Genomic DNA, 25,185 nt, shown 5'->3' on the forward strand with positions numbered 1-25,185 from the left:
CGTGGCGCGACCAACGCTCGCCAGAGTTTTCCCGCAGAACATTCGCCACAATCTAGGCCTCGTTCGCGACAAGGCGACTGCGGCTCGCGTGATGGCCTGCGTTAAGGCTGATGCCTACGGGCATGGTCTGGTTACCGTCAGCCAGGCTTTACACGATGTTGCGGACGGGTTTGCCGTGGCGTGTATAGAAGAAGCTCTAATTCTTCGTAAGCACGACATTACGAAGCCTATCTTGATGCTCGAAGGGCCCCAAAGCGCTGATGAAATTGCGGAGGCATCGAGCCAAAACCTCACTCTTTGTATCAACGAGTGGCACCAGCTGGAATGGTTAGAACAGGCCGGACTGAACTCCCCCCTCTCCTGCTGGCTAAAAGTTGACACCGGCATGCATCGCCTTGGGTTTGCTCCCGACGTAACAGCAGAAGCCATTGAAAGACTTCTGCCACAAATCAAACACTCCGAGTTTGTTGTCTGTACACATTTTTCCAGTGCAGATTTGCCAGAGGATAACGGCATCAGTAAACAGCTCGATGTGTTCGATAGGTCTGTAGGTGAGCAGGGCTATGCTCAGAGCACTGCAAACTCCGCTGCAATTTTTCGTGCGCCTGAAAGCCACCGCGACTGGGTTCGCCCGGGCTATATGCTCTACGGCGGTTCGCCGATAGCCGAGTCCACCGCTGACGATCTTGGTCTCAAGCCTGCCATGGAATTCAGCGCCCAGGTCATTAGCATTCGGGAAGTGCCGACCGGCGAGCGCGTTGGCTATTGCGGACGCTGGCAAGCCCAACGCCCGTCCCGCATCGCGACCATTGCAGCCGGCTACGGCGACGGCTACCCACGTCATGCCCCTGACGGTACACCGGTTTTCATCGACGGTGCTTCCCTGCCGCTGGCAGGCAGAGTATCCATGGACATGATTACCGTTGATGTCACGGAACACCCAGGCGTTAAGATCGGATCTAAAGCCGTACTCTGGGGCGATGTGCCAGCCGTTGATGCTCTGGCGGACCATGCAGATAGTATTGGCTACGAGTTGCTGGCCGGCATGCCCAAGCGCGTGCCGCGCATCGTTGAGCCTTAGACACTGTAAAAGTGTGCTATCACGAGTGCTCTCGGATAAACTACCGAGCACACTATGACCGGTTGACGCCAAACCTTGGAAGTAACAAAAGATCTCAAGAAAGCCTCTCAGGACCTCAGTGACCATCCAGAAGCCCTCCGCGACGGCAGCCTCCTCGCAGCAGTAGATTTGGGCAGCAACTCCTTCCATCTCCTCATAGCGCGTATCGAGCATGGAGAGATTCGTCCCACCCAAGCCCTGTCAGAAAAGGTTCAACTTGCCGCGGGGCTAGACGGAGACACACTTTCCAAAGACGCCATCAATCGGGGCCTCGAGTGCCTGAGCCGCTTTGCGCAACTACTCCAGAGTGTAGAGCCCCAACGTATTCGAGTCGTAGGCACAAATGCCTTGCGTCGCGCTCGGAACCGACGAAAGTTCACAGAGCCCGCACGACGAATTCTCGGCGCCCCTATCGACGTGATATACGGACGCGAAGAAGCCCGCCTGGTTTATTTGGGCGTTGCACACACTCTTGCCGATGACACCCAATCTCGTTTGGTCGTGGATATTGGTGGAGGAAGTACTGAGTTTGCTATTGGCGAGCGCTTCGAGCCCCGGAGGCTAGAGAGCCTGCAACTCGGCTGCGTGACCTATGCCAAAGACTGCTTTAAAGATGGCATGCTCAGCAAGTCGAACTACAAGTCAGCCTATGACCGTGCCTGTGTAGAGGTCTCACATATCCGCAAGCAGTTTCGCAGTAAGCACTGGGTCGAGGCCGTGGGTTCCTCAGGCACTCTTCAAGCGATAGAAGGCATTCTCCTTGCCCAGGATTGGGCTGAGGGAAATATCACGCGCAAGGGGCTTACCCGCATGCGAAAGGCCTTACTCGATTTCAAGTACATGGACGACATCAATCTTCAAGGATTGACGGATGCCCGGCGCTCGGTGATCGCATCGGGTGTGGCCATTACCGAGGCAATTTTTGATGTGTTGGACATAGATGAAATGCGAAGTTCCCGCGGCGCTCTGCGCGAGGGCGTTGTCTATGACCTCGTAGGACGTCTCAGTCATGAAGATGTGCGCGAAAGAAGCATCGTCGCATTAATGCAGCGTTATCACGTCGACGAGGAGTCCTCGCAGATCGTTGCACGTCGCGCTCGTATGTTGTTTGACGCAACCTACAAAGCTTGGGACCTCGCCGCTAGCGACCGGGAGCTCTTGATCTGGGCAGCGTTGTCCCAGGAAATCGGAAAAGCCATAGCGCACAAACATTACCATCGCCACGGAGCTTACCTGCTTCGCAATTCTGACCTACCTGGGTTTCCGCAACACGAGCAGGAAGACATGGCGATCCTGGTGGAAGGCCAGCATGGCAAACTTCGTCAGGAGCTCTTTGGAGACAGCGATGGTGCCACGCTCCTAAGGCTACAGAGACTGGTTGCCCTTTTACGTCTGGCAACGTTGTTCAAATACGTCGAGCCGCTGGAGCAGTTACCAGACTTTGCCATTAAAGCTTCTGCGGAAGGCTTGAGCCTTGATTTTCCCGATGACTGGCTGGAGCAACATCCCTTGACCGCGCAGGAGCTGGTGCAGCAGCGGAGTGTTTTTAAACGTATGGATCTTCGCTTGGAGGTAAACTGACGCCGCTCTCAAATGCGGCCGACCTTAGAGATTTACCCAGCTATTAAGGGCACGAAGTCTGAAGTCTGTGCTGTCGAAGCGAAGGATCACTGAATCGGATAGAAGCTCTCTTACCTCTACCCCTCGCGTGCGCTGTCCCCGAGTCAAGATGTCGCCGTTGATCGTTACGGTGGAGCGTCCCAAGCTACTGTAGTCATGACTGGAATACATCAGGGTCGGGACTCTGTCCTTGAACTGTTTGGTGAGATCTTCAAGAAGCGGCGTAGGGTGCGGTTCCAAGCCGCTGTTGGCAGCCTCCGCCCGGATCTCCCTAAGCACCTGCTCCACATCTATCTCACTTTCTGTAATAACCGATGAGGCGGTAACAGCGGGTAAGGCTCCCGCCGCCTCTGACCCTTCCTCGATTGGCTCACTACTGCGATTGACAGTGAGCTCAGTCTCATTGGCCAAGGGCTCTGCCTCAATGGCTAAAGCCTCGGCAGGTTGAGAATACAAGGCCGCAACCGCGGCGGTGCGCTCTTCGGATGCGGGCTCGATCCCGCTGAGACTGTCGGCGGGTATAGCCTGGGCAGGCATCTGTGCCTGCTGCGCCCTCGCAGCCGTCGGCAGTCTGCGAGAAGGAGTTGACATGTCATCTGATTGTGCGGATTTGACGGTGTCAAAGCTCACCGCGGTCGTAGTCTGGGGTGTGGTCTTAGCTGCGGGTGAGTGTTCTGGAACTGTGCGAAACAGCACAAACATTGCGGCGAGCAGACAAACAAGTAAGGCCCACAATGCGGCCCAGGTCATCCAGCGGGTACTCCCGGAACTGCCCGGTGTTAACTCCTGCGAAAGAATCGTAGGCGCGGGGCTAGCCTGCTCACGTTTCTCGCGCTCTGCGCGGCTGAGCGCATCAAGTATCAGTGACATCGATAGGCACCCTTTGGTGGAACCGCGCTATAAACCTTCGCCGTCATGAGCTCGCCGACCCCGCCTGAATGCGTGCTCTAGCCCAGGCTTGCGCCTCGGAAAAGCCAAGATCGTCTCCCACGGCCAGCGACAAGGCGCGCAGTGTGTTCTCCCCTAGAACCCCATCGGCACGGAGACCGTGTTGCTGCTGAAACAGCTTCACTCGAGACTCCAGACGGCTATCGAACAACGAGTCCGTCAATGGCTGTGCTTGCCCATCAAGCCGCGCGAAAAGCATGGCCACGCGACCTACGTCATCCCCGCTATCGCCAAGCTCCAGAGTGCGCTCCACAGCCATAGATGGGCGCCACAGCTGCCAAACTGTGCCGGTCCATAGAGGCGCCAGCACCTGGAGTGGAACCTCTTGCGCGCCCTGAGCCGTTCCTAACAACGCCCTATCGCCTTCAATGCCCAACAGCAGCGCCCTTCCCTCGAACCGCCGCTCATCCAAAAGCCCCAAGAGTGCTGGACGACCCTCTGCAAGCATTTGATTCCAACTCTCCATCTCACGCTGCTCGCAGCGCAGATTATTGAGGAAAGTAGCGCAGGGGTTCGCGAGCATCGGCTGGAGAGTGCCGTAGAGAGAACCGAGTGCTTGCGCCCCGGCCAAAGGAGTCATTCGCCAAGCATCTACCTCGGCAATGGTTGGTCCTTCCATCTCGATCACCATTGCGTCGCCTGGGGCATTCATATTCTCTGCGAGCGTGCCAGGCGACTCGGTGTTCTCAACAGCAAGCTCACGGGTCTGGGCTAGGCGTTCCACGTGACTTTGCATATCCAGCAACCACCAAAGGACCACGCCAACAGTAAGCAGGACCGCTGCCGCGAACAGCCAAAGTCGCTTCTGATTCCCGCGGGTAACAGACTCCGCTCCATTATTGCTCCCGAACACTTCTTTAACCGCCTGGTTCAGAAGACCTCGATCGAGGCGGTCGCTATCTCGGCCATAGGCACCAAGGAGCATGCGATCGCAGATCAGATTGATGAGTCTGGGTACGCCGCGGCTTTCCTTGTGAATCGCCCGCACCAACGCCAAAGGAAACAGCTCGCGTCCCGCTGGCATGCCGCCAACGTGCAAGCGATGCCGGATGTAAGCGGCAGTTTCGTCGGCGGTAAGAGGCTGGAGCTCAAAGCGGGCAGTTATTCGCTGATTCAGCTGCCGCAGTTCTGGCCTCGCGAGTTTTGCCGCCAATTCTGGTTGTCCGATGAGAATAATATGCAGAAGTTTCTCGTCGCTGGTCTCCAGGTTGGTGAGTAGGCGAATCTGCTCGAGCACGTCGAAGCTTAAGTGCTGCGCCTCGTCGATCATGAGCACCGTCTTACGGCCCTTCCCGTGATTGTCGAGAAGAAATCCATGGAGAGCATCGGTAAGCTCTTTCAGTCCCGGCGAAGCACTATCAAAGCTTATGCCCAGCTCTTCACATACCGTGGCCAGCATGTCTATTGAATCAAGCGCCGGGTTGAGCACAATCGCGATGTCCGCATTCTCCGGCAATTGCTCAATAAGGCAGCGGTTAATCGTGGTCTTACCCGTACCAACTTCGCCCGTGAGCAAAATAAAGCCGCCGCCCGCCCCCACGCCATAGAGTAGGTGCGCCAGCGCGTCACGATGTCGAGGACTCATGTACAGGTATCGCGGATTAACCGCGATGGAGAAAGGCGCTTCGCTTAGACCAAAATACTGGTAGTACATACCGAGCTCTGTGAGGTGCGGATCGTCGCCGGAAACCGGATCCGCATTATGCAGTATCTGGAGAAGAGACTGTTACTTTGGCATCCTCAACCTGCTGTTTCACATCCTTTTCGCGGACACTTTCAGCATCATCGCCAGCATCTGCATCGGCTAAGAGTTCAAGCGCTTCATCACACCAGGACAAATATTGTTTGCCTCCACTGATGCCACCGATCAGCGCTAGATACACACCCTTTCGGCGGAGAGGCAGTGACTTGGGATCATCGTAGTGGCGGCGCCTGATACGCTCGTACAAATACAGGCGTTTCATCATGGCGTCACGGCGCTCAAGTAAACGAGTGCGAAGGTATTCGATATTTGTCTCCGACAGGTTATAGAGCTTGATATAGAGCTCATCTTTGGTCTCCTGCAAACGCATTCGGTCCTTGGTGAGCACCCATTGATCAAGGGCTTCGCGACCCAGGTCCGTCAGGGCATAAAGGATTCTGTCGGGGCGGCCTTTCTGGCTTTCGGTGCGCCGCGTAACCCACGCGAACTCACTGAGCTTCCCAAGCTCGCGGTAGATCTGCTGGTGAGACGCGTGCCAGAAAAACCCTAGAGACTTATCGAAGGCCCCCGCGAGATCGTATCCCGAGAGCTCGTCTTCAATTAGCGCAGTCATAATCGCGTAACGCAGCGCCATAGGGTCTCCTGGGTAAAAGTAGCGGCTGCGTGATTGTGCACCTAAGCGCCTCCTTATGCAAAATGTTGCATAGATAATCAACTTCCCTTAGTCTGCGCTACGCATTTTCACGATTACCGTCTTTTTAAAAAGGAAACTCTCATGGCATTGCCTGAAACACTCTCTTCTCGTCTTCGTTTGCCGGCTGTCGCAGCGCCGCTATTTATTATTTCTAATCCTGATCTGGTGATTGAGCAGTGCAAAGCCGGCATTGTCGGATCATTCCCGTCTCTCAACGCTCGTCCTCTGGAAGAGCTGGATCGATGGTTGGACCGAATCACAACGGAGCTTGCTGAATATGATGCAGCGAATCCAGATGCTCCCTCTGCACCCTATGCCGTAAACCTCATCGTGCACGGATCGAACAATCGTCTGCAGGAAGACCTCGAGATGTGTGTGAAGTACAAGGTTCCCGTGGTCATCACGTCCCTTGGCGCAAAAGAATTCGTAAACGATGCTATTCACTCTTATGGCGGCATCGTTCTCCACGACATTATCAACAATCGATTTGCAAAGAAGGCGGTCGAGAAAGGCGCCGACGGGCTCATCGCCGTGGCAGCTGGCGCTGGAGGACATGCAGGCACTCTTTCACCATTTGCTCTAGTTCAGGAGATTCGCGAGTGGTTTGAAGGCCCTCTTCTGCTTTCTGGCTCCATCGCGAATGGCGACGCAATCCTCAGTGCCCAAGCGATGGGCGCAGACCTTGGCTATATCGGTTCCGCTTTTATCGCCACTGAAGAGGCGAATGCAGAGGAGTCTTATAAGCAGGCCATCGTCGACTACAACTCGTCAGACATTATCTACAGCAACCTGTTTACGGGAGTTCACGGAAACTACCTGGCTCCGTCTGTCGAAGCAGCTGGTCTGGATCCAAACAACCTTCCGGAAAGTGACCCATCTGCGATGGACTTCGGTTCTGGCGGCAACACTGACGCAAAGGCCTGGAAGAACATTTGGGGCTGTGGCCAGGGCATCGGCGCGGTGAAGAGTGTCGGCTCCACGGCCGCATTGGTAGAGCGCTTAAGAGTGGAATACGCCGCTGCCCGCGCCAGATTGTTGGACGCAGCCTGAACAAAGCAGTTGAGAGGGGAACCTATTCCCCTCTCAACTGCCAAAGAGGTAGTTGATTGGAGAAAACTCATGCCTCGTCACACCGCGCAATCGTCGCTGTTAAAAAATCTCACCCCCCTGCTCGCCATCGCCGGTTTCACAGCCATGATGATGCAAGGGATCGTTGCCCAAGCTGAGGAGCGGACAGCCAGCTTTGCCGGCGGATGCTTTTGGTGCGTAGAGTCTGACTTCGCGAAATTGAATGGTGTCATAGACGTAGTTTCAGGTTTTACGGGCGGAACCCTGCAAAACCCCACCTACCGAGGCAATCACGAAGGTCACTACGAAGCGGCCGAAGTTACTTACGACAGCGAACAGATCAGCTATGAAGAGCTACTGGTCCACTTCTGGCGCACCGTCGATCCTCTGGATGCGGGTGGACAGTTCTGCGATCGCGGCTTTAGCTACAAAACAGCCGTATTTGTCGGCAACGACGAAGAACGACAAGCCGCCGAGAGAACCCTCGCCGAGGTAGACGCACTGTTCCCCAAAGATCCTGTCGCTACGGTCATCCTTCCTGCCGGACGTTTTTGGCCGGTGGAGGAGTATCATCAGGACTACGCTGAGAAAAACCCTCTTCGCTACAAGTACTACCGATCCAGCTGCGGCCGAGACAAGCGTGTAAAAGCCTTGTGGGGCGATAAGGACTGGGGATTGAACACCGCGGCTTCACCACACTAATCCTATGCCTCTTTCGTCTCCTTCACAGATATCAACGAACGCAATATCGGCTCAGCCCATCGCAAACGTTCCATGAAGATTTGAAGTCACGACGCGATCTTCGCGATACTTGGTAGGGCGCAGCGCCTTCAAGCAAAGCGCCCGCTGCGATGGACTACTCGTTCTTTCGGAGCGAAAGCAGCCCGAGCGGCGAATTAATCAGGATTCACTCGTCTATGTATAAGTCCATTCAACTTCTTTTTGTTACCGCGATGCTGTCAGCTTGTAATAATGAAGGGCCGCAAGGTACAGACACCTCAATTGACGCAGAGGCGGTAGGTTTGCGCTCCGGCGTAGACATTCAGGGCATGAATCAAACCGCTAGGCCGCAAGATGATTTTTTTGAATATGCCAATGGGACATGGCTGGCAGAAACCGAAATCCCTGGTGAGGAGATAGGCTGGGGCGGATACATGACGCTTAGAAAAGAGGCCCTTGAACAATCGCGTGCCATTGTGGAGGAGCTTCTGGAACAGGGGTCCGATCTTCCTCACGCCCAGATGCTCATGGACTTTTATAGCGCATGGATGAACGAGGATCTGGTGGAGAGCCTAGGCGTCAAACCGTTAGCCGACGACCTAAAGCAAATCGACGCCCTCAAAACTCATGAACAGGTCATTGCCTACCTTGCGGACATGAATGCAGCAGGACTCGATGGCCCGTTTAATTTCTCCGTTGGGCAAGACGCCAAGGACTCAACGCTCTACGTTGTCAATTTCACACAGTCCGGCCTAGGCTTGCCCAACAGAGACTTTTACTTTGATAAGAGCGAACGGGGCGAAGAATTAATTAGAGCGTACAAATCTTATGTGAATAAGCTTCTAAGTCTCGCTGGTGCCAAATCCCCAGCACAAGCAACAGAGCTAAGCTTCGCGCTAGAAACAGCCCTTGCTGAGCATCAATGGGACAAGGTAAAGAACCGGGAGCGTGAGCTGACCTATAACCCTATAGAGCACGATTCCCTTGCTAGAATGTTAGCGAACGTATCCTTTGAGCGCTTTCTAGAAGGCATTGGCGTACCTGCTCAGCCTTATTACGTTGTTCGACAACCTTCGTACTTTGAAGCGCTGAATACGCTTTTTAGAGAACACAGTGTTGAGAGCTGGAAAGCATATCTCGCCTCTCGCTTGCTCACCGCCTACGCGCCCTATCTATCATCGGATTTTGTGACCGCACGATTCAATTATCAGAAAACTGTTTTTGGCCGCGAGGAACAGGTAGAACGTTGGAGAAAAGCGATAAGCTCTATCAACAGTAACATCGGAGAAACGCTGGGACAGCTCTATGTTGAAAAGCACTTCTCCTCCGATGCGAAAGAGAAAATGAACGAGATGGTGGCTTACCTGATCAAAGCCTATGAAGACAGTATCCGCAATCTCGACTGGATGGGCGAGGAAACACGGCAAAAAGCGCTGCTTAAGCTATCAAAATTCACACCCAAAATCGGCTACCCCGATAAGTGGGAAGACTACAGTGCGCTTATCGTGGCTTCGGATGACCTCTTGGGAAACATCAAGCGCGCTCGAATCTTCAGCCATAACGAGAACGTGGACCAATTAGGAAAACCTATAGACAAGAACAAATGGTTCATGGCTCCGCAATCTGTGAATGCTTATTACAACCCTGGACTGAACGAAATTGTCTTCCCCGCGGCTTATCTCCAACCCCCGAACTATGACGCGGGTGTCGACGACGCATTTAACTACGGTGCCATCGGCGTGACCATCGGACACGAGATTGGACATGGCTTTGACGATCAGGGAAGCAAGCTAGACGGTGACGGTAACCTGATATCGTGGTGGACCGAGCAGGATCGCAGTGAGTTCGAAAAACGGACGCGCGGTCTAGTCACTCAATTTAGTGCTTACGAAGTAAGTCCGGGGCTTACTGTCAATGGCGAACTGACGCTCGGAGAAAATATAGGCGACCTGGGCGGCACAGCGATCGCTTTAAAAGCATACCGGATGTCTCTTGAGGGGAAGAACGCTCCTGTCATCGATGGTTTTACGGGGGAAGAGAGATTCTTCTTGGGTGGAGCACAATCAAGCCGAGTGAAATGGCGCGAGCAGTTTCTAGAGTATCTTATCAAGAACGATCCCCACGCCCCCGATAAAGCACGGGTCAACGGCGTACTCTCGAATCTGCCAGATTTCTACCGAGTCTTCGACGTAAAAGAAAGCGACGGACTCTACATCGCACCAAAAAAAAGAGTGTCAATCTGGTAGCAGCTACACAGATCATAGCTTTTACTGGCATGCAGACAGCGGCGTTTCTCCAGAGATAATGCGGCAGAGAGTATCATCGGGTGCAACTTACTCTGACTAGCTGCCACGCGCTAGACAGAGCCCCCATCCTCGAGCGTTGCTACAACAGGTCCTTGAAACAAAGCCCCGAACCGCGTTTAGCGATGTGTGCGAGCAATAGCTCTGCGGTAGCCATCGCATCACCAAGGGCATTGTGAACATTGTGAGTAGTAAGTCCGTAACGTTCTCGGCATGCCCCGAGGCGCAGAGCTCCCTGCGCGATGGGCTGCTCCTTTCGCTGCAAAAGCCGCTGTTCCAGTAACAAGGTGTCAATAGTCGGTAATAATAAAGGCGTCCCAAACACCTCTTTGGACGCCCGATCCAGAAATGCGGTGTCCAATGCCGCATTATGGAAGACTAAGATGCAGCCAGCCGAAGCCTCCAGCAGAGCCTTCAAAGCCGCTTTCACATCATCGGCTTCCTGGAGTTCGCAATCCCGTAACTGATGAATAACCGCGCTCTGCCCCACGGAGTGCTGGTTACGAATAAGCGTGTGGCACGCGCTACCTAGAGCGATCTCCCCCTGAGTTACGCGTACCCAGCCGAGGCTCAGCAGTTCATCCTCCTTGGGATTCAGCCCCGACATCTCTGCGTCGCAAACCAGAAAGCTAAGCTCTCGAGTGGCCGTTGTATTCGATGGCAGGGACGCTGCCCAGGCTTTGGCTATTGAGTCAGGTAAATCAGTACGGCGAGACCAACGCCACCGCCGAAGCTTTAGCCTTAACATCAGGCCATGCCGGCTCGATAGTTCTGACGAATCGATGCCTGCGCTTCATCAATAATAGTAAACGCGTCGCGCAGCTGCTCTTTTGCCAGACGCGGTAAGGCTCGGGGACTTATGTAGTTGTCTACAGCATCGCCGCGCTGTATCTGAGCGCATTGATGATCCATCCGAAGTCCTTGAATAAAGTGCAATGCATCCGTGAGGTTACGTGAATCAACAATTGCCATATGCCCCGCGCCGATAAGCGATTGCAGGCGCGATGAGGTGTTCACCTCAGGCAATTTGTTAGCCAGAGCATGAAGCCGCGCAATTTCGGTGACCGGCAATACTCCTCGCTTCTTAATATCCAGACTATCGCGATGCTCCCCGTCTCTATCCACGACAAAACGTCGGAAAATCCCAAGGGGTGGCTTGTTATCAAGTACGTTAGCGGCAAGCGCCGCGAGGAATATGGAGTTACTGCTGGCTTCTTGAAGCATTACGCTCTGAAGAGACTTCGCAAGTCTGCGGTCGCCATAAAGGGCCCGGATATCGAAGAAAATACTTACACGCATCACTGCGTCTTCCGTAGGCATTCTCGCCCAGCTTTGCACCGTGTCTTGCCAGGCCGCCAGCGGCGATCGCCACTCGGCATTGCTCGCCATAATATTGCCCGGACAGTACTTGTAGCCACATAGAGCGAGTCCGTCACATACTTTCTCTGCAAGCTGACGATACCAATCTAGCTGCTCATCAGCGACGCTATCAGCAATCACTATCCCATTGTCCTGATCAGCACCAAGGAGCTGCTCACCGCGAGCTTGAGATCCAAAACTCAACCATGCCCATGGACCTGGCGCAGGGCCCAAATCCGCCTCAGCGAGCTGTATGAGACGCACAGCCACAGCATCGGAAATCGCAGTCAAGATTTGAGAGACCTGAGGGGCGCGCATACCACCGACGACCCACTCCACCATAAGCGTGCCCATGGACTCAACCAAGGCCTGAATACCTTCTACGCTATCCTGTCGAGCGATGTGGTTGACCAAGTAAACAGGATCATTCTTTTTTGCCACAATCAGATCGGACGTAGTGACAACGCCCACCAGACGTCCATCTTCCATGACGGGAAGATGATGAAAGCGTCTTTGAGTCATCATTAAAGTGGTTGCGAACAGAGAATCCTCGCTGGAGATTGTCTCGGGGGCAGGTGTCATAACTGCCCTTACCAGTACCGCACCATCCAATCCCTTTGCGAGAACGCGAGTACGGAGGTCGCGATCCGTCAGGATGCCCAAAAGCTCGTCGTCCGCCACTACAAAGGCCGACGATACGCGCCGCTCGGCCATCAGAGTCGCGGCCTGACACACGGATGCATCCGGGCTTACCGTGAGAATATCTCGCGTCATTACCGAGCTTACCGCGGCAAGCATTGCATTGGGTTCGGGTTGGTACCGGGCTGCGCGGCGTAAACGTCGACTCCGCTGACCGCTGAAATAGCGATCAAAAGCGCGATTGCTCCCGCGCAAAGTTTGGTAGGCGACGTCGGGAAGCCTGTAGATCAAAGCATCCTCTATAACCAAGGCGACGACTTTCCCATCGCCGGCATTCAGGCCCGCTATGTTAAAGCTCTCGCCTTCTCCTAGGCGGTCCAGAAGCTTGTTGTCTGCATCACGAATATCAGCTGCGCCACTTCTCAATATGCGCAATCCTGAGGGCTTACTGTCGACTGAGAAGGACTCTCCATGAGGGTGATAAGAAACCTGCATCGAGGAGACTGCTTGCTGCAATTCGGCATCGCTCAGCTCATTAAATGGGAGCGAGCCGCGCAGGAACTCTATTACTGCGACTAGCTCCGATGCGTCAGCCATGGTGAGGTCCCCCCCCAAAGATTAGCCTTCCTGCTGCAGAAAAAGTGTGGATGCATCAGCGAAATAGGTGCTGTCTTCTATAGATATCACCACCCGTATACGCTCGGTTGCCTGGGGAACATTACTCAAAGGGAAGCGCCACTCCAGACCTTTCTCATCAGCCGCCTGCATAGGTCTGGGGCCAGGGTCACTCTGCGGATGGGATACAGACATGAGTACCGCTTCAACTGCATGCGATGCAGTCAGCTGCAATGAAAGACCCACAGATTCATCGAGAGCGAGGGTGAGCTTGACGTCTTGATTCTCCAGATCACAGATCCCACTGGCGTAGCGACAGTTACTTTTTTCCACCAAGGGATAAGCGACTCCAGGTTTCGCAGGCGCTGCCTGCTCACCCGTTAGGGTGCCCACAGCAAACCAGGCCATGATCGACAATACTGGTGCTACCAACAACGCGACTACGACGTGCTTGTTTGTGAACATTACAGTCCCTTTAGGTCAGAAGATGTTCCAAGTCTACAGACTGGGAGCAAAAAAAAGGGAGGAGCCATCATTGGCACCTCCGCACACTAGTGAACCTCTCAGCGAAGAGCCTTTGGATCAGTGGTCTATCGCTGCTTCAGCACCCGCTGGTATGCGAATACTTTCGACCATCTCCCGCACTTCCTCTGGAGGTGCAGCGGTAACCTTGGACACCGCGATCGCTACGACGAAGTTGAGCACACAGCCGACGACTCCAAAGGCGTTAGGCTCGATTCCCAAAAACCAATTGGGCGCCATATCACCAAGGAACGCTGTAGAGGCGATAAACATAATCCCCTTGTGCTGAAACACGTAGAACAGTGTGATACCAATACCTGCCAACATCCCTGCGATAGCACCTTCTTTAGTGATGTTTTTGCTGAAGATACCCATCATCAGTGCCGGGAAAATCGAGGACGCAGCCAAACCAAAAGCTAAGGCTACCGTGCCTGCTGCAAAATCCGGCGGATTGAAGCCAAGATAACCCGCACCAGCAATCGCCAGGGCCATCGCTACGCGACTCGCTCGTAACTCCTGCTTCTCACTAATATTGGGGGCAATAATGCCCTTTAACAAATCGTGGGAGATAGCAGAGGCAATGGCCAACAACAATCCCGCTGCTGTAGAGAGGGCTGCTGCGAGACCACCTGCCGCGACCAGGGCAATAACCCAGTTCGGCAGCTGCGCGATCTCCGGGTTTGCCAACACGATGATGTCCTGATCGACCTTCACGAGTTCGTTCTTAATCTCGTCAGCGGAGTACTGCATCAGACCGTCAGCGTTCTTGTCTTCGAAAGCCAGAAGTCCGGTCTTTTCCCAGTTCTTAAACCACTGAGGCCGTTCTTCATAAGCCAGATAGTTGCCTGTCTCGGGCTCTATGGTTTGCATAAGGTTGAGGCGAGCCATCGCTGCAACCGCTGGCGCTGTGGTGTAAAGAATGGTGATGAAGATCAATGCCCAACCTGCAGAAGAGCGCGCATCACGCACCTTGGGTACCGTGAAGAACCGGATGATCACGTGGGGAAGACCCGCGGTACCAAACATCAGGGATGCCGTGTAGGCAAACATGTTGATCCCGGATATACGGACATCCGTTGTGTATTCCCTAAACCCAAGATCGACGACAACTTGATCAAGACGATCCAGTAAGAACGTATCAGTACCCACCAACGTTCCACCAAGACCTAGCTGAGGAATGGGGTTACCCGTCAGCTGGAGACTGATGAAAATAGCTGGAATCGTATAGGCCAGAATCAACACACAGTACTGCGCAATCTGAGTGTAGGTTATGCCTTTCATACCACCGAGTACCGCATAGAAGAACACGATGCACATTCCCACCAACAGGCCTGTACCGTAGTCCACTTCCAGAAAGCGCGAGAAGGCCACGCCGATACCCTTCATCTGGCCAATAACGTAGGTCACGGAACAGATGATCAGACATACGACAGCGACAACCCTTGCGGTGCGCGAGTAGAAGCGATCTCCAATAAACTCTGGAACAGTAAACTTTCCATACTTTCGCAGGTAAGGCGCCAGGAGCATCGCGAGAATCACAAAGCCGCCGGTCCAACCCATGAGGAACACGGATCCGCCATAACCCATGTACGCTATGAGCCCCGCCATAGATATGAAGGAAGCCGCTGACATCCAGTCAGCCGCGGTCGCCATACCGTTTGAAATAGGGTGCACTCCACCCCCCGCGACATAAAAATCCTTGGTGGACCCTGCACGAGCCCAGATAGCAATACCGATATAAATCGCAAAGGTAATGCCAACAACAATGTACGTCAGTGTTTGAAGTTCCATGCTCAGCTCCCCTAGTCTTCTTCGACGCCGAACTCGCGATCAAGCGCGGCCATGCGTGAGCGATAGATAAAAATCAGCACTACAAAAACGTAGATTGCCCCCTGCTGTGCAAACCAGAATCCGAGCTTATAACCTCCGATCTGTATCTGGTTGAGAACGTCCACAAACATAATGCCGCAGCCGTAACTTACGACGAACCAGACCACCAACAGCTTTACCATCAGCGACACATTGCGCCTCCAGTACTCCTTGGCCTGTTCCTCGGTCATTTTCTTAACCATCTAACACCTCCCCGGTGCCCTTTTGTGATTCTTATGTGATTCTTATCTTTCTATAACCGCGACTGTAACAAAGCAGTGATCCTTTGCCCCTTGAACTTTGGTCTATGTCTAGAACGCGTATTTCGCCGCAAACTGCAGTCGGTACATATCCCCGTCCCGACCATCTTCCAGCTCCTTCACCCCGTACATGAGCTCACCACCGAGTTGTAATTTTGGTGCAGGAAGATAATTCAGGTTGATGTGCATAGAACGGTAAGACTTGGCGAGGTTCCCCGCTCCGTCAAATTCAGCAGTGCTGGGATTGCTTGCTTCGGACGCTGAAACAGAAAGGTTGCTCCGCCATTGATCACTCCAGTAATGACGGTAGGCGACGAAGCCGCCCCACTGGTCAATCTTACTTATCTGGCCGCTGTGGTCGATGTAGCCATCGTTGAAAGAATTGAGACCCATATAACGACCAAGCGCATCTCCATAGCTGGCCATAAAGCGAAGATCATTGCGGCCGATATTCCACTTGCCTGCGAAAGAGAGACCATAGCCAAACTGCTCATCACTGATTCCTTCGATATCGGCAGCGGGCCGTTCTTCGTAGCTAAGCTGTCTTCCGATGGCAGCTACCGACCATTTAAGGTCTCCCGTGCGGCCGTCGTAGCGCGCAACCAGATCAGGCAGCAGTTGCGCGTCATTTAGCTGTGAACCACCGCCCTGCAGGTTTACCCTAGTCGTTTGATTCTCCACCGCCAGCTGCCAAGGCCCCGATGTCCATCGCACCATGGGCTGACGTTCGAACACAGTACCCACGGGACCCACAAAGTCCAAAAGATCAGGTAAAGCTCCGACATTGAAGAACGTCGACCAGGCCTGTCCCGCCAGGAGGCTTTGCTGACCACCATAGTCCCACTTCAAGTAGGCATGTCGAATTCGTGAGCTAAAGGAGTTTGATACGCGCTCATCCCCCTGACCAGAAAGGATAAAGTCCAGCTCTATAAACGAGGATATCTTCCCTGCATCTGTTTGTGTTGCGGTGCCAAAGTGGAAGCGCGAAGACTTGGCGTGAATATTGGTGTTGGTATAGGAATCACCGCTCCCGGATTGTGGTTCAACGGGAATCAACGAGGGAACAAAGAGGTCGTCCATCACAGAGGCAGGCTTACCCTCGCTATAGTTGCTGGCGATGGCATCGAGCTGTACGTAACCTCCGTAAGTAAACTTGGTTCCCTTGCTCATGGGGCGAGCCTCGTCCAGATCCTCCGCCTGTACTGCGAGTGTTTCTATGTTGCTATCGATACTGCTCTTGTTACTCACCACTAGAGACTTCAGCTCCGCTAGCTGACGCTCAAGCTCGGCGATTCGATCATCAACTTCCGCTGCCTGGGTTTTGGCGTGAGAAAAAACCGCGCTGCATGCCAGCATTGCAACGGCGAGACCCAAAGGCTTCCTTAAAAACATACCCGCTCCTCCAATTAGTATTATCGAGCTGGGAGTGTTTTATTCCTCTAACGATTTCAGGGATATTCGACCTTGGTCAAATTGGGGCTATTCCTTGGACTAAAGTCGGTAGGAAAACAGTGAACTTTCTAAAAATGCCGTCTTAAAAGCCGAGCAGCTTTACTTCGCCGAGGAATGTCGCACAATATCCTCATAAGATAAAAACAGGCTATAGCGCAATGAAATGCATCATCGCGGATGACCACCCATTGTATCGGGACGCGTTGTCGATACTTGTATCGGGGAACGGAATCGACGCAGAAGTCGGCCATGCCGAGAACGTCGCTGAGCTTCACAGCCTGGTAGAAAAAGACGGCGTACCGGACTTGTTACTTCTGGATTTACATATGCCAGGAGCCAGTGGTTTCTCGGCGCTAGGGTGGTTTGTGGGTAACTACCCCAACAGACCTGTCATTGTAGTTTCTGCAAATACACAGGCAGACACCGTAAGACGAGCCATAGATCATGGGGCAGCGGCGTTTCTTTCCAAGTCATCGGGCACGGAGCTTATGATCAGTTGTATCAAACAGGTGCTCAACGGTGAACGCGGACTTCATCCGGGACTTGATATCAGCGACACCGGCGCCACTCTTAAAGCTCTCGATGTCGCTGATGCATTGGCAAGCCTCACACCCCAACAATTCCGTGTCGCCTCAATGCTCGTCGAAGGTCTCCTCAATAAGCAAATAGCGTATGAGCTAAACGTCAAAGAAGCGACAATCAAAGCACACATGACCGAGGTGTTTCGTAAGCTGGGTGTGCAGTCGAGGACACAAGCGGTACTCGCGATTGGAAACCTAACGGTAGTGCCCGCGGAGCAAACTGAAGACGCGCCGGAAGACTAGAGAGCCAAGCTGGATAAAATTAAGACCGAAGGAGAGCTGACGTTCAAGCTGGCTCCTCAAGCTCATTGGCTAGAGCGAGTATTAATGCTTTGAGACGTTCTGGGTTCACAGGTTTAGGCAAACAACGATACCCCTCCGCTCGGGCCAGTTCTTTGACAGTGGCACCGTCATCGGCGCTCACCATTATGCAGGGGCGGCGCCAGCCAAGACTCTCAAAAGCCCATTGCAACGCCGATATACCTGTGTCCCCGTCATCGAGGTGATAATCTGCCACAATGACGTTTGCCTTAAACGCCTGCAGTGTTGCTAACAATTCCTGCCGAGTCGCGGCTGCTCGCACATCACAGCCCTCCGCAATGAGCATTGCAGTCATTGCCTCGCGCACCTGAACATCGTTGTCCATACACATCACCCGCAGACCCGCCAAGCGTTTCCCCTGTGACCGCACTCCCTCAGGCTCAGGCTCCAAAACCTGAACCTCGCCCAAGGGCACAGCCAATGAAAACACGCTCCCGCGATCAGGCTGAGAGCTCAAACGTAAAGGTAATTCGAGCAAATCGGCATAGCGACTAACGATCGCCAATCCCAAACCCAGACCGTCGTGCGCTCCCCCGCTCGCACCCGGAAGACGCTCGAACTCCGCAAAAATACGCGCCTGTGCCTCAGCCGGAATCCCCGGCCCCTGATCCAGAACCTGTATCTCGGCGGCGTTACGTCTTCGCCTAACGCCAAGGAGCACCTTGCCTTTATGGCTGTACTTAATTGCATTCCCCAAGAGGTTTTGCAGCGCCCGATACAACAAACTGCGATCGGTGTGCAGCCAGAGAGTGGTTCCTGCCAAACGTAGCGTTAAACCGGATATCTGTGCATTAGGCTCGAACTCGGCATAGATCTCCCGAAAGAGTTGATTCAGAGAAAAGCTTTCCAAGGTGACCTGCTGCTTTCCCGAATCCAAGCGAGCAATCTCACGTAACTCCGCAATAAGCTGTTCTGCGCGATTTAAGGACTGATCAATTTTATCGACCAAGAGGGCGCTATCTTGGGAGCTCTCGGTACTTGGTTTCAGTGCGTCAACAAATAGCCTTGCGGCGCTGATGGGCTGAAGAAGGTCATGGCTACTCGCCGACATGAACCGCGTCTTCGATAAGGACGCCTCACGTAACTTCCCTTCCGCCTCCGCACGCAAGCGGTTCTCTCTGCGCAGCTCAGCGTTAGTTTCCGCAAGGCTCTGACTGCCACTCGCTACACGACTTTCCAGTTCAAGACGTGTCTCCTCCAACTGAGTGACCACTTCTCGATAGTCAGTAATGTCAATGAAAGTCGTTACGAAGCCTCCTCTTGGGAGCGGCACGCCATGTATATCAATCACGCGGCCGTCAGGGAGCCTCCGCTCCAAACGATGAGGATGCCCCTGTCGCAGCCATTCAAGACGCTTCTCCACCTCGCGCTCTATCGATGTCCCTTCGACACCCAGCACCCCTCTCTCAGCGTTAAAGCGATAAAGCTTTGCTATGGGCATTCCGACGTAGAGCAATCGTGGGGGATACGCAAACATGGTTTCGTAACGGGTATTCCAAGCAACCAAGCGCAGCTCAGCGTCAACAACTGAAACCCCCTGCAGCATTGACTCAACCGTTGTCTCCAATAAATCGCGGTTAAACGTTTGCTGCCGTCCGGCTTCTGACACCAATGAGGCAAGCCCTGCAAAATCAACCTGCCGACTTTCCACCAATTCTGAGAAAACGCGACTTGAGGAGGCAGCGCCGATTACGCCTGCGAGCAGGGACTCTGCTTCGCGAACAGCAAATAGCGGAAGTCTGTCCGCGGGGAGCAGACGCTGTTGATACCGCTCTTCGAAAGAGCGCCATAGCTGCTGCAAACGGGCATCTTCAAGGAAAGGCGGCAGGAGCGCGCGCAACTGCCCCGCTCTCACAGGAGATAGGTTGAAATCATCTCCTCGACCCTCGTCGACCAGCTGGTCGCTCATGAACACTTCAGCTTGACGTTCATCCGCCGCCGATGCCTTAGAGAACCGCGACAGACCAAAGAGCAGCAAAGTATTGACCCCCAAGCTCCATAGCGCCGCGTAGCTCAGTCGCCCGGGGCCTTCCCAGCCAAACAGTGCCTGAGGTTTTAGCCACGGGATCCCCAAAAAACCGTCGGTGCGTAGCGCGCTATCCACACTCAGAATTTGAGGCAAAACGAGGCAGTAGAACCAGAGTAAAAGGCCCGCAGCGAGACCCGCGGTGATCGCGACACCATGGGCTCGACGCCAGTACAAACCCGCTAACAAACCAGGTCCTAACTGCGCGGCCGCAAGGAAAGACATGAAGCCGATCTCTGTGAGCCAGGAGATCCCCCCCAGCTGAGTCGACACCAACCATGCAGCCGCCAGAATGAGAAGAATTGTAATCTGGCGGACAACGCGGAGCTGGTTACCCAGAGACAACAGTGATGCGCCTTGGTCAGACTTCCCATGGATCATGATGGGCACAGCAACTTCGTTAGTGAGCATAATGGCCAAGCTCACCGTGGCAACAATCACCATACCGGTAGCAGCGGACAAACCACCCACAAACGCTACCAACGATATCCACGGCTTATCTAGCGCCGCAGGCAACATTTGTACAAACGTATCCGGGCTCACCACGCTTGCCGATGGGCCGAACAAATAGCTACCCGCCAAGCTAACAGGCACCGCCAGCAACATAAAGAGCAGTAGGTAGAGCGGCACTAGCCAGCGTGAGAGCTGCGTACTCGAGTCATCTCGAGCTTCCACGACCATCACGTGGAACTGTCTAGGCAGACAGAAAACCGCAAAGGCACTGATGAGGATTTGGGCAAAAAAGTCACCGGTGAACGATATCTGGGAAACGCCCTGAGATGACCAATCTACCGATGACGCAATGCCCGGATCGCGGAGATAAGACAGAGCGAGCAGCGCCACGCAGAGAAAAGCGCAGAGCTTAACAACCGACTCGAAAGCGATAGCGTTCATCATCCCCTGATGCCTCTCGCGACCATCCAGTCTTCGCGCGCCGAAGAGCACCGTAAACGCACCGAGTACCACTGCAATAGCCAGCCCAGAGTCCGTAGCACTAAGCGAGGGGCCCTCGGTGCCGCTAGCGATAATCGACCAGGCTTGGGTAAGCGCGCGAAACTGCAGTGCGATGTAAGGGAGAACCGCGGCTGTCGCTACTACCGTTACCAATATAGACAGCTGTTGCCGTTTGCCAAATCGGGCCCCAAAGTAATCCGCGATGGACGTCACTCGATGATACGTACCCAAACGCACCAAGCGACGCAACATCGGCCAGCCCAAGGTGAAAACTAGAATGGGGCCAAGATAGATGGGAGCGTGACTCCAGGGAGATGAAGTCGCACTACCCACAGCCCCATAAAAAGTCCAGGAACTGCAGTACACACCCAAGGACATTGCGTAGACCAAGGCGTGACGTCGTGATGTATCAGCACCGTGTTTTGAGCCTGCAGCACGCCGATCAACGACCCACGCCAGACCAAACAGTGCACAGATGTACAGCACTGCGAGGCTCAGCAAGTAGGATGGCGAATTCACAACTGCGGCGCTCCTGCGCTACCTAAACGATAGAATCTGACCCTATCATAGCCACTGCTGCCTGCCTTTAAACTTACAAAAGCTACGAGCCGAGAGCGCGCCTTTGCTGCACTGCCTCAGCCAACCCATCTAGCACGTCCTCTGTCGCTGACCAGTCGATACAGGCATCGGTAATACTTTGTCCGTAAACCAGAGCTTGGCCTGGGAATACGTTTTGTCGCCCCTCTACGAGGTTACTCTCGATCATAATGCCGAAAATACTGCGACTGCCACGAGCGACCTGGTTCGCGACATCCATGGCCACATCGACCTGCCTGGCGGGAATCTTGCGGCTATTCGCATGACTGGCATCGATCATGATGCGTGCTGGCAGCCCTGCCTTACTTAACATTGCACTCGCATCGTCAACGGAAAACATGTCGTAGTTTGGATGTTTACCTCCGCGAAGAATGATGTGGCAGTCCTCGTTACCGGTTGTTTGAAAAATCGCCGAGTGTCCCTGTTTTGTCACCGACAAAAAGCGATGCGGCTGAGACGCCGAGTTGATTGCATCGATGGCCACCTGCACATCACCGTCCGTGGCGTTCTTAAACCCCACTGGACAGGATAGCCCGGAGGCAAGTTCCCGATGAGTCTGACTTTCCGTGGTGCGGGCACCAATGGCACCCCAGGACACGAGGTCAGCAACATATTGAGGGCTGATGAGATCCAGATATTCCGTGCCTGCGGGAAGCCCCGTCTCGGCGAGATCCTGCAACAGCTCCCGGGCTAAGTGCAGGCCCTTATTAATCTGAAAAGTATCATTGAGATCCGGATCATTAATGAGCCCCTTCCAGCCGACCGTTGTGCGAGGCTTCTCAAAATACACGCGCATCACGATCTGGAGGTCCGAACTATGCTTCTTCGCTGCTTCTCTTAGGCTTTGCGCATAGTCTCTAGCAGCGTTGGGGTCGTGTATTGAACAGGGTCCCACCACAACCAGCAGGCGATCGTCAGCGCCGCCCAAAATAGCTGAGATTGCTGCGCGAGCGCCGGCGACGGTCTGAGCCGCTTCGTCGCTTAGGGGAATATCGTTAACCAAAGACTCGGGAGATATCAGTTCGTTGGTTTTCTGAATACGTAGATCGTCTGTCACAGAGGGCATGGCTTGGTACTGTTGTGAGTTAAAAATGGCGCGCAAGTCTAGCACGCTCTCGCAATTTTCATGAGCGGTGATAGCATCAGCGGCATACCCTCAGGAGATTCTTTCATGCCTCTGTTTACTCCAACGCTTAGCCGTGGATCTTTAGGCGGGCACTCCCGCACCGTGTTTGCCGCCGCCTTGTGCGCTCTAGTGTCGTCGCAGGTATCCATCGCACAGGATTCCCAAGAGCTACAAAGCTTCCAAGCTCTGGATATATTTGAAATCGAGTGGGCGCTTAACCCGCAAATTTCGCCAGATGGCGAGCAGGTTGTTTACCGTCGCATGGGCTTTGACATCATGCAGGACCGGCGCCGTGGCAATCTATGGCTGGTAGATGTGGACTCGCAAGCGCAGCGCAAGCTCAGCAGCTTCGAAGGTAACGAAGCCAGCGCCGTGTGGTCACCCGATGGCGCACGCATCGCTTACGTACGAACTGCTGGAGAAGGTGAAGGTTCCGAGATTTATGTCCACTGGCTTGCAGAAGGTCAGAGTGCACGAGTGAGCCGACTTCCGGAAACACCCGCGGACATTCAATGGAGTCCTGACGGCAAGCAACTTGCCTTTGTTATGGATGTGAAGACTGAGGCACTTAAGATTGCAAGCCGCCCCCCAATGCCTGAGGGCGCAAGTTGGGCTGCAAAACCCAGACTGACCGATCGGATGTATCACGAACGAGACGGTAGCGGGTATCTAGAGGCCGCGTTTAGTCATGTGTTCGTAGTCCCCGCTGATGGAGGAACAGCCAGGCAGGTTACGCAAGGAGACTTTCATCACCGTGAGCCGAGTTGGGGTGCAGAGAGCCGCTCTATCACAGTATCGGGTAACCGCTCGCCTGACTGGCAGCACGACTATCGAAACACGGAGCTTTATCGCGTCATTCTAAAAACCGGTGAGACAACCCCGCTAACCATGAGCGATGGCCCTGATCGTCACCCGACGCTATCTCCCAACGGCAAGCATCTGGCGTGGCTCGGTGCTACGGACAAAAAGCAGGCTTTTCAGGTTACCCGTTTGCGGATTGCCAATCCCGACGGATCCAGCACGCGAGAACTCCTTGGCGACCTTGATCGCAGCGTGAAAGCTATCGAGTGGGCTGCGGACAGCTCGGGCCTGTACTTTCAGTACGACGATAAGGGACGTACTAAAGTCGCCTTCGTGAGCCTGAACGACAAAATGAAAAACCTCGCAGACAACCTCGGTGGCACCAGTATTGGACGGCCCTACGCAGGAGGCTCCTTCAGCGTCTCTGATTCAGGTGTTGTGGCCTACACGCATACCCGCCCCGAGTATCCGGCAGACATCGCTATCTACAAGCGGAACAAATTGTCGCTGATCACCCGACTCAATGCCGACCTTCTTGATCAGCGCAACCTGGGCGAGACCCGTGAAATCTGGTGGAAGAGTTCCTATGACCAACGGGATATTCAAGGTTGGATGGTGCTCCCTCCAAACTTTGACCCCAGGAAAAAGTATCCGCTTCTGGTGGAAAACCATGGCGGGCCGATTCTGAACTACGGGGAACGTTTCTCCCCTGAGATGCAGTTGTTTGCCGCAGCCGGCTATGTGGTCTTTTATCCTAATGCCCGAGGCAGTACGAGCTATGGTGAGGAGTTTGCCAACCTTCTTTACCACAACTATCCGGGGCAGGATTACGATGACACGATGAGCGGTGTGGACGCGATGATCGACGAGGGCTTTATTGATCCAGAGCAACTCTACGTAACCGGGGGATCTGCAGGCGGAATCATGACGGCCTGGATAATTGGGAAAACCGATCGCTTCCGCGCCGCAGCCGCCATCAAGCCGGTAATGAACTGGTACAGCAAAACCCTGAATGCGGACAATTGGTATAACTACTACCACACGCGAATTCCGGGTACGCCTTGGACCAACCCCGATGACTACCTCAAGTTCTCCCCCATATCCCTGGTGGGCAACGTGAATACACCAACATTAGTGATGGTAGGCCTGGACGACCTTCGGACACCGCCATCGCAAGCAAAACAGCTGTATCACGCTCTGAAGTACCGAAAGGTACCGACCACTTTGGTAGAACTCCCAGGAGCGTCGCACTTCATAGCCAAGAAACCGAGCCAACTGATCGACAAAATCAGTCACATTCTGGGATGGTTTGAGCGTTATCAATAATGCAAAAATGAAGCTTCACTGCAGACTCTGAACCCGTGAATCCAGAGCTATAATTCCGGATCGGGCCGGCTGCTTGTTACCCAACGAATGATGTGCTCTTCGAAGTCGTCGTCCTGCACATCGTTCTCACTAACCGTACGACCACGCACAGACATACCGGCTAAATGCACGGACTGAGGATCGCCCGTCACTAAAGGGTGCCACTCAGGTAGCGGCTTTCCCGCGTCCACTAGGCGGTAAGCACAAGTGTCTGGAAGCCAGGCAAGGTTTTCACGCTGATCCGGAGTAAGGACCACGCAGTCGGGAACAATCTCTTGTCGGGTTTCGTAGCGCGTGCATTGACAGTTCGTCTCATCGAGAAGATGACAAGCCACCTCGGTGTAGTAGATCCCGCCGCTGTAGGCATCTTCCAGTTTGTGCAGACAACACCGCGCACAACCATCGCAAAGGGACTCCCATTGAGCTCGACTCATATCTTTCGGCGCAACGGACTCCCAAAAAGGTGTTTCAGCCATGGTAGAGAACCTCAACTTGATCTGTACCCATAGGATTGCGGTGTAAG

The 25,185-nt window shown here is 54.0% G+C and carries 19 protein-coding genes; 7 read left to right on the forward strand and 12 right to left on the reverse strand.

Annotated elements, in window-relative coordinates; genetic code table 11:
- The first annotated feature begins 1 nt into the window (after window position 1).
- Window positions 2-1,081 (forward strand): alanine racemase, encoded by a 1,080-nt coding sequence (gene alr, locus R0137_RS13115; RefSeq protein WP_407326857.1) that lies wholly within the window; start codon window positions 2-4, stop codon window positions 1,079-1,081.
- Between the two features lie 75 nt (window positions 1,082-1,156).
- Entirely contained in the window at window positions 1,157-2,701 is a 1,545-nt protein-coding gene (locus tag R0137_RS13120; RefSeq protein WP_407326858.1) for a Ppx/GppA family phosphatase, read from the forward strand.
- A gap of 24 nt (window positions 2,702-2,725) precedes the next feature.
- On the opposite strand, the gene R0137_RS13125 is transcribed toward R0137_RS13120, so the two are convergent.
- Genes R0137_RS13125 through R0137_RS13135 form a run of 3 tightly spaced genes read right to left on the reverse strand, consistent with a single transcriptional unit; the run spans window position 2,726 to window position 6,024 of the window.
- Window positions 2,726-3,610: a general secretion pathway protein GspB gene (locus R0137_RS13125; RefSeq protein ID WP_407326859.1), complete on the reverse strand. Its 885-nt coding sequence runs from the start codon at window positions 3,608-3,610 to the stop codon at window positions 2,726-2,728.
- Window positions 3,611-3,653: 43 nt separating this feature from the next.
- On the reverse strand, window positions 3,654-5,342 hold the full coding sequence (locus R0137_RS13130; RefSeq protein WP_407326860.1) for an AAA family ATPase: 1,689 nt from the start codon (window positions 5,340-5,342) through the stop codon (window positions 3,654-3,656).
- A gap of 46 nt (window positions 5,343-5,388) precedes the next feature.
- Entirely contained in the window at window positions 5,389-6,024 is a 636-nt protein-coding gene (locus R0137_RS13135; RefSeq protein ID WP_407326861.1) for a PadR family transcriptional regulator, read from the reverse strand.
- Between the two features lie 141 nt (window positions 6,025-6,165).
- On the opposite strand from R0137_RS13135, the gene R0137_RS13140 reads away from it, so the two are divergent.
- The 3 genes from R0137_RS13140 to R0137_RS13150 all read left to right on the forward strand — a co-directional run bounded on the left by R0137_RS13140 (window position 6,166) and on the right by R0137_RS13150 (window position 10,118).
- Window positions 6,166-7,134 carry an NAD(P)H-dependent flavin oxidoreductase gene (locus tag R0137_RS13140; RefSeq protein WP_407326862.1) on the forward strand — a complete coding sequence of 323 codons (969 nt, stop codon included), beginning with the start codon at window positions 6,166-6,168 and terminating at the stop codon, window positions 7,132-7,134.
- 69 nt (window positions 7,135-7,203) lie between these two features.
- On the forward strand, window positions 7,204-7,854 hold the full coding sequence (gene msrA / locus R0137_RS13145; RefSeq protein ID WP_407326863.1) for a peptide-methionine (S)-S-oxide reductase MsrA: 651 nt from the start codon (window positions 7,204-7,206) through the stop codon (window positions 7,852-7,854).
- 215 nt (window positions 7,855-8,069) lie between these two features.
- Window positions 8,070-10,118 (forward strand): M13 family metallopeptidase, encoded by a 2,049-nt coding sequence (locus R0137_RS13150; RefSeq protein ID WP_407326864.1) that lies wholly within the window; start codon window positions 8,070-8,072, stop codon window positions 10,116-10,118.
- 139 nt (window positions 10,119-10,257) lie between these two features.
- On the opposite strand, the gene R0137_RS13155 is transcribed toward R0137_RS13150, so the two are convergent.
- From R0137_RS13155 to R0137_RS13180, 6 genes are all read right to left on the reverse strand, one after another.
- A complete protein-coding gene (locus tag R0137_RS13155; protein WP_407326865.1) occupies window positions 10,258-10,923 on the reverse strand; it encodes an exonuclease domain-containing protein in 666 nt (221 codons plus the stop codon).
- Window positions 10,923-12,770: a DUF294 nucleotidyltransferase-like domain-containing protein gene (locus R0137_RS13160; RefSeq protein WP_407326866.1), complete on the reverse strand. Its 1,848-nt coding sequence runs from the start codon at window positions 12,768-12,770 to the stop codon at window positions 10,923-10,925. The genes R0137_RS13155 and R0137_RS13160 overlap by 1 nt, the downstream gene beginning before the upstream one ends.
- 21 nt (window positions 12,771-12,791) lie before the next feature.
- Entirely contained in the window at window positions 12,792-13,253 is a 462-nt protein-coding gene (locus R0137_RS13165; protein ID WP_407326867.1) for a hypothetical protein, read from the reverse strand.
- A gap of 117 nt (window positions 13,254-13,370) precedes the next feature.
- Window positions 13,371-15,101 (reverse strand): sodium:solute symporter family protein, encoded by a 1,731-nt coding sequence (locus R0137_RS13170; protein WP_407326868.1) that lies wholly within the window; start codon window positions 15,099-15,101, stop codon window positions 13,371-13,373.
- Window positions 15,102-15,112: 11 nt separating this feature from the next.
- Entirely contained in the window at window positions 15,113-15,382 is a 270-nt protein-coding gene (locus tag R0137_RS13175) for a DUF4212 domain-containing protein (RefSeq protein WP_407326869.1), read from the reverse strand.
- A 108-nt stretch (window positions 15,383-15,490) separates the two neighbouring features.
- Window positions 15,491-16,831 carry a DcaP family trimeric outer membrane transporter gene (locus R0137_RS13180; RefSeq protein WP_407326870.1) on the reverse strand — a complete coding sequence of 447 codons (1,341 nt, stop codon included), beginning with the start codon at window positions 16,829-16,831 and terminating at the stop codon, window positions 15,491-15,493.
- 218 nt (window positions 16,832-17,049) lie between these two features.
- On the opposite strand from R0137_RS13180, the gene R0137_RS13185 reads away from it, so the two are divergent.
- On the forward strand, window positions 17,050-17,715 hold the full coding sequence (locus R0137_RS13185) for a response regulator (RefSeq protein WP_407326871.1): 666 nt from the start codon (window positions 17,050-17,052) through the stop codon (window positions 17,713-17,715).
- A 43-nt stretch (window positions 17,716-17,758) separates the two neighbouring features.
- Here R0137_RS13185 and R0137_RS13190 read toward each other — a convergent pair whose 3' ends face one another.
- Window positions 17,759-21,292, reverse strand: coding sequence for a PAS-domain containing protein (locus R0137_RS13190; RefSeq protein WP_407326872.1), 3,534 nt, complete (start codon window positions 21,290-21,292; stop codon window positions 17,759-17,761).
- Between the two features lie 82 nt (window positions 21,293-21,374).
- On the reverse strand, window positions 21,375-22,436 hold the full coding sequence (locus R0137_RS13195) for a 3-deoxy-7-phosphoheptulonate synthase (RefSeq protein ID WP_407326873.1): 1,062 nt from the start codon (window positions 22,434-22,436) through the stop codon (window positions 21,375-21,377).
- A 105-nt stretch (window positions 22,437-22,541) separates the two neighbouring features.
- Between R0137_RS13195 and R0137_RS13200 the strand changes: the two genes are divergently transcribed.
- On the forward strand, window positions 22,542-24,623 hold the full coding sequence (locus R0137_RS13200; RefSeq protein WP_407326874.1) for a S9 family peptidase: 2,082 nt from the start codon (window positions 22,542-22,544) through the stop codon (window positions 24,621-24,623).
- A 47-nt stretch (window positions 24,624-24,670) separates the two neighbouring features.
- Here the strand turns inward: R0137_RS13200 and R0137_RS13205 are convergent, their stop codons facing one another.
- Window positions 24,671-25,138, reverse strand: coding sequence for a YcgN family cysteine cluster protein (locus R0137_RS13205; protein WP_407326875.1), 468 nt, complete (start codon window positions 25,136-25,138; stop codon window positions 24,671-24,673).
- Between the last annotated feature and the right edge of the window lie 47 nt (window positions 25,139-25,185).

Source organism: Congregibacter brevis (assembly GCF_045689245.1).
Classification (GTDB): domain Bacteria; phylum Pseudomonadota; class Gammaproteobacteria; order Pseudomonadales; family Halieaceae; genus Congregibacter; species Congregibacter brevis.